We start from the raw sequence: 15,581 nt of genomic DNA, 5'->3' as shown, positions 1-15,581 counted from the left end.
AAGGTGAAAAAATGGCATCATTAACGCAGGATATTGAACTATTATTTAATCAACTTGAATTAGTTAAACAACGACCTATTACGGATATATTAGATAGAATACAAAATAAGGATGGAACTTTTCATAAGAGGTATCCCTCTGGTTGGAAAATAAAGAACTCAAATGATACCTTATTGCCGACTGGTATAAATAAAGGTGGCGTTTATGTGTTTTGGTGGCTAAATAATTCAAATGAAAGTCTTGAACCTTTTAATTGGAAAATGTGTTCCCGAAAATATACATTACAAGGGAAAAAGATTTCAGGTCAAAGTGGATCAGATGATTACCACCAAGTTGAGATTGAAATAAGTGATAGTTGGCTTGAAATGTATAAAGGACATATTCCGTTATACGTTGGAAAAAGTGCTGATAACATATTGAAGCGAATGTCATTGCATTTACAAATCAATCAGTCTAAATATAGAAGAAAATCAACTTCCGATCAGCTTCGCAGAGGAATTGAGAGGCTGTTTATGCAACATCCTAATACTGCTGATTTAATTGTTAATCATGTAGGATACAGCTTTATAAACCTGCATGGGAAGGATGAAGTTGTAAATAGATTTTATTTAGAGGATTATGCAATTGGTAAACTAATGCCGTTATTTAATATCGATATTGAAAGATAGGTTTATGACAACAGAAAAAAGAACGGTAAACTTTATTTAACCGTTCTTTTTGTTCAACTTAGTATTCCATTTTGAAATAACATTTACTATTGACTCTGCATCGTCTTTTGACATTTTTGACGTATCAGGTTCATAGCTTATTATTTTGCAGATTCTATAGAATTCAATTACGTCTTTAACATCTTGATTATTATATTTAATTAGTTCAAACCTAACTCTGTCAAATTCATCAAAATGTAAAGGTACATTAAAAGTATAAGATGGATTAATAGTTCCTTTAGCTCTTCGTTCCAATGCTTCAAGGTAACTTTTTTCTTTTGCTAAGGTTCTAAAGTTGGAGGTTATTTCGTCTAATAAAAATAATTCAATTATATTTTTAATATACTTTTCTTGTTCTTCATGCTTACTAATCTTCTCTTGTTCTTGATCTTCTTTATCTTTTAATCTTGCATACTGCTCTTGTTTTACCTGTGACTTTGCAATATAAAAAGCTACAAATCCACCAATTATTCCACCTGAGTAGTTACCGAAGAATCCCACCCATGCATTTTCATCTCCTATTGTTAAACTGCCCCCTGGTATATTAAGAATAATTCCTAAAGCAATTGGTGTAAATGCAATTATAGCTAATATAATAATTTTTTCCTTTTTATCTAAATCCATGACCTATTCTCCCTTCTATCCAATATTATACAAAATGTTTATTGATTAAGGAGCAAAAAAATAAAAGAAATATAGTGCGACATAAGAGGATTTATGTTGCACTGATAGAATGTTTGAAGTAAAATATGGATTATGAATGCCACATAATTCCTTGTGGCAAGGCGAATTTCCAGTGCAACATAATTCTATGGAATAAGGAGATTGGCAAATGGAACTACATATCGTGTATCAATTTGTGAATTATCTAAAAGATGAAGCCAAATCTGAAAACACCATAAAATCCTATGTTGCTCATGTAAATGAATACTTTGCATGGTTTAAGGAGTCTTATGGAACTTCTTGTAAAAAACTCTTTAGGGAAAATATCTTAGATTACAAGTCTTATTTATTGAATGTGAAAAAGCATAAAGGTAAGAACTTGAATGGTAAGACAGTAAATAGTAAGTTAAGTTCATTACATAGTTTTAACAAATTCCTGGTAAATGAAAAAGTGCAAGAGGAAGATGTAATTTCTAAGTCGGATTTTGTAAAAGTTCAAGTTGATTATGCAAACCCATGCGATATTACAAAAAAAGATGTTGAGCATTTTAGACAAACGATCCTTGAAGCAGGAGACAAAAGATTATATGCCCTTGTTACTCTTCTGGCGTATGGTGGTCTAAGAATCACTGAGGCATTAAATGTAAGGTTGAGTGATTATAGCTTTGAAGGTAAAGAGTTAGTAGTAATCGGTAAAGGTGGTAAGCAGAGAATTGTTTACCTAAATAGTAAAATTGTGAATGCCATTAGGGAATACCTAAAGGTAAGAGTTCACGATAGTGAGTATTTATTTGTATCGAGAGAAAGCGATAAGGTGGACAGAAGCGTTATAAATAAACATTTTAAGAAATATAGCAATAGGATTACTCCGCACCTACTAAGGCACTATTACTGTACGACTGCCTTGGAATCGGGATATTCAATTCATGAAGTCGCAAATCAAGCGGGGCATCGTGATTTGAAAACCAGTTTGATTTACACCAATCCGAGCAGGGAAGAGATGAAAAGAAAGGCTGAATTACTTTAATATATCAAAAACTTTTGCGAGTTTCTTCTATATTAATAGAAATCAAAAATAAGTGCATTTGTATCAAGTCATTCCGTAAAAAAAAGACGGAGTATTGACTTTGGTATAAATGCACTTTTTTATTGCCTAAATAATTGCTCAGAAAATTATTTAATGAAGGGAATGAAGTATATGCCTGTTTTGAAACATGAGCAGACTACGAAAAAAATAGCAAAATTGATAAACGAGGGTTACGGGCAAGGGGAAAAAGAGAACTATAAGCCTTTTATTAATACAATAAGAGTTTCCAGTAGCGGTCGAGTAAGTAGAGTTAAAGGTTGGATTACTAATAGAGTACACGAATTCTTATCTGACTCTGAGACAAGATTATTTTATATATATGAGTTCCTTGGAAGTGGAAAGTTTTTAGATATCAAGGAGCATTATCCATTGATTGAAGGTATGGATAAAATAGTTCCCAACTTAGATACTGAGTTAATCAAACGTTTGACTAATCAAAAAACGGGTGAACCAATCATACTAACAACGACCTTTTTATTATCTGAGCAAACAGACAACGGTGATATACGTTATTTTGCCAGATCCGTAAAAGACTATCGACAATTAGAGAATAAGCAAGTAATTGAGCGATATCAAATAATGCAAGAATACTGGAATAGGAAAAATGTAGATTATGGTATCGTGACCAATAAGGAAATTCCTTTGGTTCTCGCAAAAAACATCGAATTTATTCATCCCTTTTACAACTTGGAGGAATACGGTATTGAGGATGAAATGCAATCATTTCTCAAAGAGCGATTAGTAGACATGATAGGAAATGGAGAGGATAAACCGATTAGCGAAATCCTAACCAGTTTTGATGATGAATTTAATCTTGAACAAGGAACAGCTATTGCAATCTATAAACATATGATAGCCAGAAAAATTGTCGGTGTAGATATGAATAAGACAATTTCCTTTAAGTACCCATGCCATACAGTCAAGATTTTAAGCGAAAATGAGGTGTATAGATATGATACTTACTACAAACATGCTAATCAAATATAAAGATGATTCAAATAGCATTGAAAGAATTATCTGGATAAATGAAGTTTATACATCATGCTTTCTAATAAATATTTATGATGATACTTTACCAAGGTTAAAAAAGGTTGAAGAAATTGAGGATGCATTAACTGTTGGAGATGCATCGGTTGTTAGTGATGATCCGTTTAGCATTATCATTACCGAAGACGAGATTACTGAAAAAGCTAAAGTAATTCGTGATAATGCATGGGAAACTGTAAATATCCTTTTACAACATGGTGTTGAAAAGCTACTAATCTCGAAAACAAGAAATGAAATTATCCGTCAAGTTTCAGGGGAGTTGAGGACTAATAACAAAAAGATTATTAGAATCCTGAAACGGTTCTGGAAGCGGGGGATGTATTTAAACAGTTTACTGCCAGATTATTATAAGTGTGGTGGACTTGGGGTGGAAAAAAAGAGCGGGAATAAAAAAAGGGGCCGCCCTCGAAAAATGGGAGATATTGTTGGAGAAGGTACGAACATTGATGAAGATACCAAACAAAAGTTTCAGTTAGCAGTTATGAAATATTATTATCGTCAAAGTAATGTTACAGTCCGTTTTACTTACGAACAAATGATTAAAGAGTTTTTTAAGGATGAATTGGAAAACAGTCCTGATAAACTACCAAGCTACAATCAATTCTTGTATTGGGTACGCAAGAATGAAAATATATCGGAACAAATAATAAAGAGGCGTGGAAAAAGACGCTATGAATTACAATATAGACCTGTATTAGGGAGTGTCCAACAAGAAGTCCGTTCACCAGGGCAAAAGGTTCAAATAGATTCTACCACAACAGATCTGTTTATTGTAAGCGAGTTCGATAGGCAGGCTATTATCGGGAGGGGTACGTTGTATTTTGTAAAAGATGTCTTTTCCAGAATGGTCTTATCTGTACACGTATGCCTTGAAGGGCCAAGTTTTGAGCAAGCAAGAATTGCACTTATGAATATGGTAGAAAACAAGGTGGATTTTTGTAAACGTTTTGGTATTGATATTACAGAAGATGAATGGCCATCAGCACATTTGCCAGAATGCATAGTTGCTGATAGAGCTGAGTTGTTATCAAATGCTTCAACCATTCTAACTGATCAGTTGAATATAAAAATTGAAAATTCTGCTCCGTACAGGGGTGATTTTAAATCATTGGTCGAAAAGCAATTCTCCATATTTAACGGTCAGGCGAAATCGTTACTTCCAGGAGCTATACAATCAGATTACCAGATTAGAGGAGCTAAGGATTACAGACTATCCTCAGTCCTTTGTCTTAAAGATTTGGCGAAAATAGCAATAAGATGTGCCATTTATTACAATCAAAGTCACGTTATCGAAGGCTATATTCGTGATGAAGAAATGATTGAAGCAGGTGTTGAGCCAATTCCAGTAAAGTTGTGGGAATGGGGAATGAAAAATAGGGCAGGAAGGCTAAGGGAAATAAGCAAACAACAGCTTATGCTAACGCTCTTACCTACAGCTAAGGCAACAATAAATGGACATGGTATCAAATGGAAAGGGATGTACTACAGTTCTGCAAGAGCATTAAAAGAGCAATGGTTTGTCAAAGCCAGAATGTCTGGAAGTTATAAAGTTTCTATTACTTACGATCCAAGAGACGTTAGTTTTATATATCTGCATGATAAAGATACTCACACATTCGAACGGTGTTTTTTATTAGAACATCAGTCTCGCTATAAGGATAAAACTATTGAAGATGTACAGCATTTACAAGAATCGGAACAGCGAATTAAACAAAAAAGTAAAACGTCAGGACTTAAAGAAAAAATTAGCTTGATGGAAGAAGTGGAGGCGATTGTAAAGGAAGCTGAAAAACAAAGTAAAAGGGATAGAACAAATGTCAGCAAAAATCAACGCCTCAAAGGTATCAAGGATAATAGGAAAAAAGAGATTGATAGGGTAAGAAATGAACAAGTTCAAGAAGATCATGCTTCCTTAATATCGAACCAGGAACAAGAAAAGCGTGATGAAACGGCAAAGGTAATCGACTTTTCAGATGACTTGCTTCTAATAAGGAAGTTTCAACAGAAGGGGTTGGGAAAAAAGAATGAGTAAATTTATTCAAGCTGTTTATCATGACCAAGTGATAGGAGATTATACGGGGAATGCTTTTATTGAGGCATTACCGCCCATATTTTCAAAGGAAGATGTGATTGAGAGATTAAGTCATTATCCTTTTTTTGATCCCATGGAAAGAGAGATGGAAGGTCATCATCGATTTCATTTAATTCAACGCTTGTTCAATGTATATCAGGTTTTCCCTCAAACTTTAGATCTGGAAAATCGTATATCACGTCTTATTCGACAAGGATATGTCGGGAGAAATCCTATGACACCTGAATTTGCTAAGGGATTTACGAAGGGATACGAAGAAATACAGCAAAAAAATCATAATTGGGTAAATGACTCTATCCCAAGGAGTATGACTATTATCGGCCCAAGTGGTATGGGCAAATCAACAACCTTATCAAGAATACTTAATACATACCCACAGACAATTGTTCACTCAGGCTATAAAGGAAAACCGTTCTCGTTCACTCAATTAGTTTACGTTCAATTAAATTGTCCTCATGATAGCTCTGTCAAGGGATTGGTAAATCAGTTCTTTATTACTGTTGATAACTTAATAGGTACTAACTACTTTGAGAAGTTTGGGCGTTCAAACAAGTTATCTGTAAACACTTTAATGCCTATCATGAACCAGGTAATAAGGGGGCATTCTATTGGATTCATCTCAATAGACGAAATCCAAAATCTTTCCTTGAAAGGAATGGGAGCAAAATTGATGTTAAACTTCTTTGTCGGGTTGACAAATCAGCTCTCAATCCCAATTTGTCTCATAGGAACTCCCTCAGCGATGGCTGTTTTACAAAGGGAATTTCGCCAAGCAAGGAGGGGGAGCGGTCAAGGGGACATGGTGTTTAATAGAATGGAAAAAGATTCGTATTGGCGTTTATTCATTGAATCTATCTGGAATTATCAGTGGGTAAGGAAACCTGTAGAACTTAAAGAAGAATACGTAGATATCTTGTATGAGGAGAGTCAGGGGATACTGGATATAGCAGTAAAATTATTTGCTTTATCACAAATTAGGGCAATTTCAACAGGCAGAGAAGAACTCTCACCAAAGTTGATTTCTCAGGTTGCAAATGAAAACCTCAAACTGGTACAACCAATGTTAAAGGCTTTACGTAAGGGAGATATCCATGAAATTGCAAAATACGAAGATATATATTTTCCTTTTGATAGTGCTGTTGAAAAAGAACGAATTGTATTGGAAAAGAACAGTTTCATAAAAGCAACAAAGGCTATTAATAAAACTGTATCAACGGAACAGTTGCAGGAAGAGGCAATATTTCGTTTGAATTTATTAGGGTTGTCAAAGGAAAAAGCATCAAAGGCGGTAAAAGATGTTTTAAAGGATAGTAAAGTTCAGGATGTAAATGACTTGGCGAAACAGGCTTATCAATATTCATTGGAACTTACGAAGGAAATTAAAGAAGAGGTTGATGAAGAATCAAAGTCTGATTTGCCAAAGATAGTAAAAGAGGGAAAAGAACAAGGTTTATCGGCTTATCAGTCATTAAAAAAGGCAGGAATAATAAAAACTATAGAAGGAGTTGTTTAGATTGAGCTTGACGTTTTTTCCATCACCATATCCAGATGAAATTCTTTATAGCGTGTGTGCAAGATTCCACAAGAGAAGTGGTAACGTACATGAAAAGGCAACCTTACAAGATTTATTTTCCAACCGAAGTTTAACCACTTCGGTTTTTCTGCCTTCTGGAATTAGTGCAATGGTTGCTAATATGCCCCTATTTTCACAGTATAGTGAAGACCAGTTGGTATTCAAAAATACACTTTATCCCTATTATTCTGCCTTTTTACCAACAAAACAAGCAGATAAGGTTCAACAGTCAATGTTAGGAAATGATGGTAAAGACATCTATGTACGTTCAGGAATTAATGCAAGTGGAATTCCCCAAAATAGGTTTATTCGGTTTTGCCCATCATGTTTTCAAAAGGAGGAAAAGGAATACGGGGAACCATATTTCCATAGATCCCATCAATTAAGCGGAATCCATTGTTGTTTAGAACATTTTACTCCTTTATTTAATAGTACAATTTTAGCGAGTGGGGGCAGTAAGCATCGCTTTGAATTTGCCTCAAAAGATAACTGTGTTGTAAGTGGAGATACTAATGCTTTAGGTAATTTATCGGTTGCTATTAAAGAAAAGTACATCCATCATGTTAAGCAATTGACTCCATATCTAAAAGAGTTATTAAATAGTAGATTTGAGAATAAGGAATTAAATTGGTTCGAGAAAAAGTATAAACAGGCATTAATTGCAAAAGGATTAGCATACTACAGTGGTAGAGTAAGGCAAGTTGATTGGAGAAGTTACTTCCAAACTCGATATGACCAATCTGTATTAGACTTATTTTATAGTTCGTTAAGTGGTGGAAACGACTGGTTATCCATGATAGTTCAGAAACATCGAAAGTCTTTTCATCCTTTACGTCATATACTCATTATGAATGCTTTGGATATATCGTTAGGAGAATTATTTGATGAAGGACTATCATTACCGTTTGGATATTCTCCTTGGTATTGCTTAAATCCAGTATGTGAGTACTATAAACAGGCAGTAATTAAGAAAATGGATTTATCCCTTTGTGAAAAGACAAAAAATCCAATTGGGACTTTTATGTGTCCTCACTGCCAATTTACATATACAAGGAGAGGGCCAGATAAGGAGAAACAGGATCGTTTTCGGAAAACGAGAGTTAAGTCTTATGGACAAGTTTGGGAATCGAAGTTGAAAGAACTGGCAAAGCTCGGATTAAGTTTACGAGAGTTATCCCGAAGGATGGGAGCTGATCCTAATACGGTTAAACGTTTTTTGATTTCGTTAAATATGAAGACTGTTAAGGTGGATAATTCAGAGTCGATACTTTCACCTGAACAGCAAAAATGGCTTGATTTAATGAAGGAATTTCCAGGTAAAACCTCTAAGCAACTAAGAGTTGGCAATAAAGCCTTGTATATGCGATTGTATAGAGCAAACAGTGAGTGGCTTAAATTGAATAGCCCAAAACCAGTAAAGAGATCCAATAATGAAAGGATTGATTGGAATGAGCGAGATGAAAAGATTTTAAGTAAGATATCGGAGGCTGTCGAGTCTTTATTAAATCCTGACCAGAAGCCTGTTCGTGTTACGCTATCAAAGGTGGGTACTATGATTGAAGAGAAAGCACTGTTGGAGAAAAAGTTATATAAACTACCAAAGACAAAGGAATATTTGGATAAACAGTTAGAAACGGTTGAAGCATTTCGCAGGAGAAGACTCACTTATGTAATAGATGAAATGGTGAATCATGGTGATGAATTAATTACTTGGGTTATCCTAAGAAAAGCGGGATTACCAGTAAATAGTTATTGGAAAAGTATAGTAGAGGGGATTATATATTAATATCTTGCATTGGTAGTTTAGTAGACAAAATAATTTGATAATGGAATAATAATATTGAGATAGGACAAATTTACCAGTTGATAGAGGAGGCAATCTAATGAGTAATAGTCAAGATGGTCAAAATAATCAAAATCAACAAATTGAAGAGTTATTGCAATCTATTTATGAAGCATTGTTAAAATCAAAGATTCCAGAAAAGATTAAAGGTAAAATAAAAGAAGAAATAAATAATTTAAAGTCATTTACATTAGATGCAAGACCTGCACGAATTGCAATTGTGGGTAGAAGGGGTGCAGGTAAATCAAGTCTGATTAATGCTATTTTCGGCGAAATGCGAGCGGAGATTGGCGATGTTAAAGCAAAAACAGGTATGGGGAAATGGCACACTTACAAATCAGAATTAGGAAGTCTTGAAATACTTGATACAAGGGGATTAGGTGAAGCGGATAAACCAGAAGAGGATTTTTCACAATCATCTGCGTTAGAAGAAGTCAAGGCATCAATAAAAGAAAAATGTCCAGATGCGATTTTGTTTTTGAGCAAGGCTAAAGAAGTAAGTGCAAGAATTGATGAAGATTTAGAACAATTATTGGAATTAAAGAATACTATTCATTCACAACATGGATACGATGTACCTATTATCGGTGCTGTGACACAAGTCGATGAATTAAGTCCCAAAAAACCTGATACTCCACCTTTTGACCATCCAGTAAAACAAAAAAATATAGCCGATGCAATTGAGGTTTTATCAGTTAAATTACGTGAAGCGGTGTCAAATCCTGTTACGGTTATACCAATTTGTTGTTATCTTGAATTTGAGGATAATGAAATTGTTTACGATATAAGGTGGAACGTAGATACTTTATTAGATTTTTTAATTGAACAATTACCCAATGAAGCCCAAGTAGTAATTGCAAGATTAGCAAAGATAAGAACCGTTCAGAAGAAGGTAGCCCGCAGAATTGGAGCAAGTGTTGCAGGAGTTACGGGGCTGATTGGTGCAAATCCTATTCCTGGTTCTGATTTACCCATAATCACTGGTTTACAGACCGCAATGGTTACAACTATTGCTTTGATAGGCGGTAAGAAGATTGATAAAAAAGGAGTAATTGAGTTTTTCAGTGCGTTAGGAGTAAATGTGGCCGCAGGATTTGCATTAAGACAAGTTGCTCGTCAAATAGTAAAATTTATTCCTGTTGCGGGTAATGTAATATCAGGAGTTGTTGCTTCAGCGGGTACGTATGCCTTGTGTGAAGCGGCCATAGCATATTTTATTGAAGAAAAGTCTGCGGATAGTGTAAAAGAAACGTATAAAAGGGTATTTGATAAAAAGAAAAAGGAAAATGATAATGAAGAATAGGGATGTAAATATAAAAATGATCTTCGTGGTTTTAGAAGATCTTTTTTATTTTAACTACCCCTGTGCTAAATACATAGAAGATAAAATTGATTAGGGAGTAATATCTACATAACGGTACAAGTTAAGATTAGCTTGCAAAGCATGAAAGGATGATATCGATGCTTAAAATTAATGTTGATATGTGGATGACACTTGATCAGATATATTGGTTGGCAAAGCCTTTTAAAGAGGAGCCTCACACTACATTTTTAATAGATTATAAAATAGGGGTTGTAGAACACTTTTATAACAGTGAACCAGAAAAGTTTAGTTTAATGTTTCTACCTATAGAACAAGACACTATCTCAATGGATGGGAAGGAAATAAGAAAAACATTACTTGGAATCAGAAAAAATATTGTTAATCAAATGAAGGAGTTTGAAATAAATGATATATTTCTTGAAGTTCACTTTAATGCAGAACTAATTGCCTATCCAGTGTATTAGTCTTTCGTTATTAATAAAGGGGAAGAGGAAGATACGTTTGTATATAGACGGTTATATGTTAAAATTTTCTTAAAATGATATGAAGGGGTGGAATGTATGAGCGTACAATCATATTTAGATGATCTGTCGAGTAATTTGAATCTCAAACAAGGTGAAAAAGATAAGATTAGTAGGTCTATAGAAACCTTGTCAGATAGATTGAACAGGTATTTCGGAGGGCAGTTAATTGATCATTTTAAATTTGGCTCCTATACAAGAGGAACAATTTTGCCAAGAAAAGCTGATGAACGATCTGATGTAGACTATATGGTGATTTTTGAAAATCCAAATGGCTATAAGCCACAAACCTTACTAAACTATTTAAAGGAATTTGTTAATTACTACTATAGTAGTTCTGAAATTCATCAATCGCATCCTACGATTGTACTTGAACTAAATCATATCAAATTTGAATTGGTTCCTGCAAAAAAGGATATTTGGGGAACAATCTATATTCCATCAAAAGCATCCTTGTATGAGGAATGGATTTCAACTGATCCGAATGCTTTTAATAAAACCCTGACTGATGCAAATGTTAGATATTATTCAAAAATAAAACCTTTGGTTCGTTTAATGAAATACTGGAACAGATTGAATGGTAGTTATTTATCTTCTTATGACTTGGAAAACTGGATTGTTGGAAACTACTATTGGAATTGTTACAGTCTAAAAGACTTTACTTATAGTACAATTGAAAATCTTAATTACAGCTATAATGATCCACAGTGGTATAAGCAGAAGGTGGATAGAGCAAAAAGAATAATAGAACAAACAAAAGAATATGAAAAAGATAATATGCCATTTTCCGCAGAATCCGAAATTAAAAAATTATTCCCTGATTTTTAAAGGAGAGCATTAGTTAGATGACTACAGAAAGAATTGATACAGTTGAAAACTATTTTAATAGATTAACTCGTATGAGCAAAATAAGCAATATTCTTTTTTGGATGTCTGTAATTTGCTCGTTTGCAGTATTTTTTACAAGTAATAATGTGGGTATTAATAGTACAATGAATATCATTTTTATCTTAATTACAATTCTATATTTTACTTTTAGTAATTGGGTAAGCATCTTCTTATTGAGAGAAGCTCAAAATAAGCGGAGAACGCACTTATTATCTAATTCACTTGGGGTAAGGCTTGATGATGAAGAAACAAACTTGTATTATAATAACCCTCAATCTCCATCCTTACTTCGCTTAGGAATGAATGTGTTCGAAAATAGTTTGTTTACCTGTAGAGTAACAGAGGAGATGGCGAAGTGGGAACGAATTAAAGTTTTTGTATATATTATTATTTGGCTTTTGTTATTGCTTTTCAGAGAAACGAATCTTAATCTTTTATCAATAGTGGCTCAGACAATATTTACAACGGGCATATTAGTGACATGGATCAGGTTAGAAGTTCTTCGTTATTCCAGTAATCAGATTTTCAATGAGCTTAGACAAGTTTTTTTAGCAAATGGTTTAAAAGGCAATAGAAAATCTAATTCATTAATTTTAAGTTTGGTTTTCCGCTATGAAACGACTGTAGCGAGCATGGGTATTCACTTGTCCAGTAGGGTATTTCATAGAATAAATTCTTCTGTTTCAGAAGAATGGGAGAAAATAAAGAAAAACATTGATTTATAATCTCCTCTAAGACAAAGAGGTGAGGCTTATGGACAAGCCTTCCTTTTTGGAATTATTCAAACGGTAATCATTTATATTGATACATCGGCTTTTTTTATAATAAGCATGGCTCTCTATGTGTTGACCATACTCAATCCCTTAGTGTTTAAGTAAGTATCCTGGACAGTTTCCAAAATTAAACGTGATGATATAAAGGAAGGTGTTATTAACGATGTCTAATTTTTGGGCAATGAAAACATTTAAAGATTGGGCAAATGCATTTGTAAGTAATAGAGAAATAGGGTTTGATGAAAAGGGTGTTGATAATGATTATACTACCTATAATATCCAACAATTGCCGAGTGTATTAGATAATCCGAGGTTGGTTAGAAGGTTCGATCAATTTTGTAAATGGGCAAAGACAGGGGACTATGTAATAGTTGGTGTTGGTCAAACCACACAGTTCAATATGCGATTAATCGGAAGAATAATAGGTGATTATGAATTCAATAGTCAGCATAAACCGTATAGGCATTACCGAAAAATAGAGATAATGAAAGTTTTTAGTGAGCCTATCCAAATTGAAAAGTGGGGCCAAGTTCAAAGAATTGAATTGGTAGACGATAATGACTTTATTGATACACTTGTAAAAAGTATAAAGTAAAAGTTAGTGGTTCCCAAAACTTTTTTTACCTAAAAAGATCTCCACTTTCAGAAGAAAATGGGGATCTTTAATCAATAAATTCTTTTTTATCCATTAATGATAAATGTTTTTCAATGAAATCGGTATTAACAGAGTTACTTTTTGACACTGAGAACGGCAATAAAGTCCATTTTAAGTTATTGTTGATTACTAATGAAATAAAGTCTTTTGTTGTTATTCCTAATTCATTCCTAATTTTCTTATATTCTATCCAATCAATATCCTTTTGTTGGACACATTTTAAAAACTGATCTTTTTTTATTGGATCAACTTTATGAAGAATATAATCAGATAATGATAGGTTTTTCTCAATTACTAAATATCCGAAACCTTTAATTCCGCAAAATTGTTGAAGTGCTTTATACTTAATTAGATTTTGGAATAAAGCCATTTTGTTTCTGGTTTTAATTTCTACTAAAATTCCACTTTTATCCTCTAAAACGACTAAGAAATCTGGATAGTAGGTGAATATCTGGTTCTTATAAGTATATTTTATTTTTACAGGTTGTTGAACGTAGCCTATTACCTTATCGACTTCCTCAAGGTACAAGCAAAAATTATATTCTAAGGAAGATTCGTATTCAATATCAGTACCATTTTTTTTACTATAAAATGAACCTGAATGATGGCTAATTCTATGATTAACTTGTCTTTTGGGTGTGATGTTCTTGAGCTGTGTATGAGAAATTGTTGAACGATAATCTTGCCAGATTACTTGTTTGAATATACGTTCAAATTTCTTCTTCTGTTTCTCCTTTTCAGCTTTTGACTCAGTTAAACTATTTTGCATCGTAGTTACATATTCTAAAACTGCTTTTTCCTTTTCTTTAAAGCGATCATCATTATGAAAGCATAACCTACACAATAAATTTATTATTAATACTCTCGGAAAGGTCTCTAATCTCATTACCAATATGGCCGTATTTAATAACTCATTTTCACAACCAGGAGAAACCCAATTGTAAATAGTATCTAAAAAGTATCTGCAATTCTCAAACTTTATGTTTCCACGATAAAGTATTTTTTTTATTGAAGAATTTATTATTTGACGTATTCTTTCTCTTGATAAGCTAAACATTTCGCCAATTTCTTGAAGGGTATAAAATTCTTCATCAAATAAGCCAAATCTTAAATACATAATCTCTCTGTGTTTGTGCTTTTTTATGGCTTCTTCTATAGCCAAAATAAAGTTGTCTTGGAAAATTTCCATATAATTGTCTATATCATTTTTTTGGTTTGTTTTTTCCATAAAATGCCCCCCAATATAATGAAAGGAAAAATTTTCACGTAGGACTTATCTATAATTTATGTAAAATTCTTTTCCTTTGGAAAGAATTTTGTGATAACAAATAAAGATCCCAAGTCTAAATATTCGTATTCGCCTTTAGAGGGGTTATTATCCCTGAAATTAATAAAATCTTGTTTCATTTCTTTTCCTTCACTAAGCGTTTTTTTACCATCAAAATATACCTCACAAAAATCACAAAAGGGCTTATGTGTGTTAATCGCAGAGTAATATCTGGCAATTTCATTGTATTTCTTTTCTTCTTCAATTAAAAAATATTCTCCATTAATTATTACTTCTTCTAATTCTTTAGGGATATATTCTGTATATGATCCATTGATAATAAATTTATCCTTATCATTTTGATCAAAAAATTCAGTAACAACTCTTTTGTTCGGAGGAAATGAGAATCCGATTGGGAAATAGTTCACTAAAATTATTTGATAGGAATTACTATATAAGTTCTTTTTCTCGGTAAAAACAAAGTTGTAACTATTGAATTCAATTGTAATTAGATTAATTAGATTATCTTTTAGATGTGTTTTAATCCCTCTATGATTATGATTAATGTATAAATCTCTTAATTTATAATTAAGAGATTCATAATCATGACAATCTGCCCATTCTTCATATAAAAAGTCATCTCTTTCGAGCTTTTTAAAAACTAAATAGGTATGTTGGACTTCATCTATTTGTACATTTTCCACTACTATCACCACTCTTTAAAAAGTTTAGTATTACCTTAATAATACTACTATTGGAATAATTAAGCAGTAAATAATGACTAAAGGGATATAGTTGAGTATGATTATGTTCATATCTGAATCCCTATTTGAAATTTCATAGTCTTTCAATGGACTTTCATTTATAGTCTCTCTACGATCAATCTCCGTTTTTCGATAAAGACTTAAACCATTTATTCCAATTAGAAGTCTCGTTAATTTCTGAATGCTCTTAGGGATTTCAATTAGTAAATTGTTGGCATCGAGTGGTGAATGAATATCGTTTCAATCCCTCGCAAAAATGTTGCAGAGATCTATATTTTTTTGAATGTACTAAAAACCTTTCCCCCTTAACCCTTATATCTTCTTTGTACCCACCCAAAAATCTTTAGGCTAAGCTAAAAAACTTTGTCCTTAAAGAA

Annotated in this window: 14 protein-coding genes; 11 read left to right on the top strand and 3 right to left on the bottom strand. The window is 33.0% G+C overall.

Annotated features, from left to right (window positions below; genetic code table 11):
- The first annotated feature begins 11 nt into the window (after positions 1-11).
- The gene (locus MJG50_RS17935) at positions 12-668 is read left to right on the top strand and encodes a hypothetical protein (protein ID WP_240257139.1); all 657 of its coding nucleotides are present in this window, start codon (positions 12-14) and stop codon (positions 666-668) included.
- 36 nt (positions 669-704) lie between these two features.
- On the opposite strand, the gene MJG50_RS17930 is transcribed toward MJG50_RS17935, so the two are convergent.
- Positions 705-1,331 (bottom strand): hypothetical protein, encoded by a 627-nt coding sequence (locus MJG50_RS17930; RefSeq protein WP_240257138.1) that lies wholly within the window; start codon positions 1,329-1,331, stop codon positions 705-707.
- Between the two features lie 208 nt (positions 1,332-1,539).
- Between MJG50_RS17930 and MJG50_RS17925 the strand changes: the two genes are divergently transcribed.
- From MJG50_RS17925 to MJG50_RS17880, 10 genes are all read left to right on the top strand, one after another.
- A complete protein-coding gene (locus tag MJG50_RS17925) occupies positions 1,540-2,397 on the top strand; it encodes a tyrosine-type recombinase/integrase (protein WP_240257137.1) in 858 nt (285 codons plus the stop codon).
- Positions 2,398-2,568: 171 nt separating this feature from the next.
- Positions 2,569-3,444: a TnsA endonuclease C-terminal domain-containing protein gene (locus tag MJG50_RS17920; protein WP_240257136.1), complete on the top strand. Its 876-nt coding sequence runs from the start codon at positions 2,569-2,571 to the stop codon at positions 3,442-3,444.
- Entirely contained in the window at positions 3,410-5,536 is a 2,127-nt protein-coding gene (locus MJG50_RS17915) for a TnsB C-terminal domain-containing protein (protein WP_240257135.1), read from the top strand. Before MJG50_RS17920 ends, MJG50_RS17915 begins: the two co-directional genes overlap by 35 nt.
- Positions 5,529-7,109, top strand: a complete 1,581-nt coding sequence (locus MJG50_RS17910) for an ATP-binding protein (protein WP_240257134.1) — start codon at positions 5,529-5,531, stop codon at positions 7,107-7,109. Before MJG50_RS17915 ends, MJG50_RS17910 begins: the two co-directional genes overlap by 8 nt.
- Before the next feature lies 1 nt (position 7,110).
- Positions 7,111-8,955 carry a TnsD family transposase gene (locus tag MJG50_RS17905; RefSeq protein ID WP_240257133.1) on the top strand — a complete coding sequence of 615 codons (1,845 nt, stop codon included), beginning with the start codon at positions 7,111-7,113 and terminating at the stop codon, positions 8,953-8,955.
- A gap of 97 nt (positions 8,956-9,052) precedes the next feature.
- Positions 9,053-10,315 (top strand): GTPase family protein, encoded by a 1,263-nt coding sequence (locus tag MJG50_RS17900; RefSeq protein ID WP_240257132.1) that lies wholly within the window; start codon positions 9,053-9,055, stop codon positions 10,313-10,315.
- Positions 10,316-10,473: 158 nt separating this feature from the next.
- Positions 10,474-10,800, top strand: a complete 327-nt coding sequence (locus MJG50_RS17895) for a hypothetical protein (protein WP_240257131.1) — start codon at positions 10,474-10,476, stop codon at positions 10,798-10,800.
- A gap of 96 nt (positions 10,801-10,896) precedes the next feature.
- A complete protein-coding gene (locus MJG50_RS17890) occupies positions 10,897-11,685 on the top strand; it encodes an SMODS domain-containing nucleotidyltransferase (protein ID WP_240257130.1) in 789 nt (262 codons plus the stop codon).
- Positions 11,686-11,702: 17 nt separating this feature from the next.
- Complete coding sequence (locus MJG50_RS17885; RefSeq protein ID WP_240257129.1) at positions 11,703-12,470, top strand: hypothetical protein; 768 nt, start codon at positions 11,703-11,705, stop codon at positions 12,468-12,470.
- Between the two features lie 211 nt (positions 12,471-12,681).
- Positions 12,682-13,113 (top strand): DUF8426 domain-containing protein, encoded by a 432-nt coding sequence (locus MJG50_RS17880; protein ID WP_240257128.1) that lies wholly within the window; start codon positions 12,682-12,684, stop codon positions 13,111-13,113.
- Between the two features lie 67 nt (positions 13,114-13,180).
- Here the strand turns inward: MJG50_RS17880 and MJG50_RS17875 are convergent, their stop codons facing one another.
- The gene (locus MJG50_RS17875; protein ID WP_240257127.1) at positions 13,181-14,401 is read right to left on the bottom strand and encodes a sigma factor-like helix-turn-helix DNA-binding protein; all 1,221 of its coding nucleotides are present in this window, start codon (positions 14,399-14,401) and stop codon (positions 13,181-13,183) included.
- Positions 14,402-14,457: 56 nt separating this feature from the next.
- On the bottom strand, positions 14,458-15,144 hold the full coding sequence (locus MJG50_RS17870) for a hypothetical protein (RefSeq protein WP_240257126.1): 687 nt from the start codon (positions 15,142-15,144) through the stop codon (positions 14,458-14,460).
- Between the last annotated feature and the right edge of the window lie 437 nt (positions 15,145-15,581).

The sequence above is a fragment of the Fredinandcohnia quinoae genome (assembly GCF_022427965.1).
GTDB lineage: Bacteria > Bacillota > Bacilli > Bacillales > Bacillaceae_L > Ferdinandcohnia > Ferdinandcohnia quinoae.
Note: the sequence above shows the minus strand (reverse complement) of the source record. Positions and strands in the feature narration are given on the sequence as shown.

Bases quoted from the DNA above. Each gene is read 5' to 3' on its own strand.
- MJG50_RS17935 (WP_240257139.1), top strand. From the start codon at position 12: ATGGCATCATTAACGCAGGATATTGAACTATTATTTAATCAACTTGAA.
- MJG50_RS17930 (WP_240257138.1), bottom strand. From the start codon at position 1,331: ATGGATTTAGATAAAAAGGAAAAAATTATTATATTAGCTATAATTGCA.
- MJG50_RS17925 (WP_240257137.1), top strand. From the start codon at position 1,540: ATGGAACTACATATCGTGTATCAATTTGTGAATTATCTAAAAGATGAA.
- MJG50_RS17920 (WP_240257136.1), top strand. From the start codon at position 2,569: ATGCCTGTTTTGAAACATGAGCAGACTACGAAAAAAATAGCAAAATTG.
- MJG50_RS17915 (WP_240257135.1), top strand. From the start codon at position 3,410: ATGATACTTACTACAAACATGCTAATCAAATATAAAGATGATTCAAAT.
- MJG50_RS17910 (WP_240257134.1), top strand. From the start codon at position 5,529: ATGAGTAAATTTATTCAAGCTGTTTATCATGACCAAGTGATAGGAGAT.
- MJG50_RS17900 (WP_240257132.1), top strand. From the start codon at position 9,053: ATGAGTAATAGTCAAGATGGTCAAAATAATCAAAATCAACAAATTGAA.
- MJG50_RS17895 (WP_240257131.1), top strand. From the start codon at position 10,474: ATGCTTAAAATTAATGTTGATATGTGGATGACACTTGATCAGATATAT.
- MJG50_RS17890 (WP_240257130.1), top strand. From the start codon at position 10,897: ATGAGCGTACAATCATATTTAGATGATCTGTCGAGTAATTTGAATCTC.
- MJG50_RS17885 (WP_240257129.1), top strand. From the start codon at position 11,703: ATGACTACAGAAAGAATTGATACAGTTGAAAACTATTTTAATAGATTA.
- MJG50_RS17880 (WP_240257128.1), top strand. From the start codon at position 12,682: ATGTCTAATTTTTGGGCAATGAAAACATTTAAAGATTGGGCAAATGCA.
- MJG50_RS17875 (WP_240257127.1), bottom strand. From the start codon at position 14,401: ATGGAAAAAACAAACCAAAAAAATGATATAGACAATTATATGGAAATT.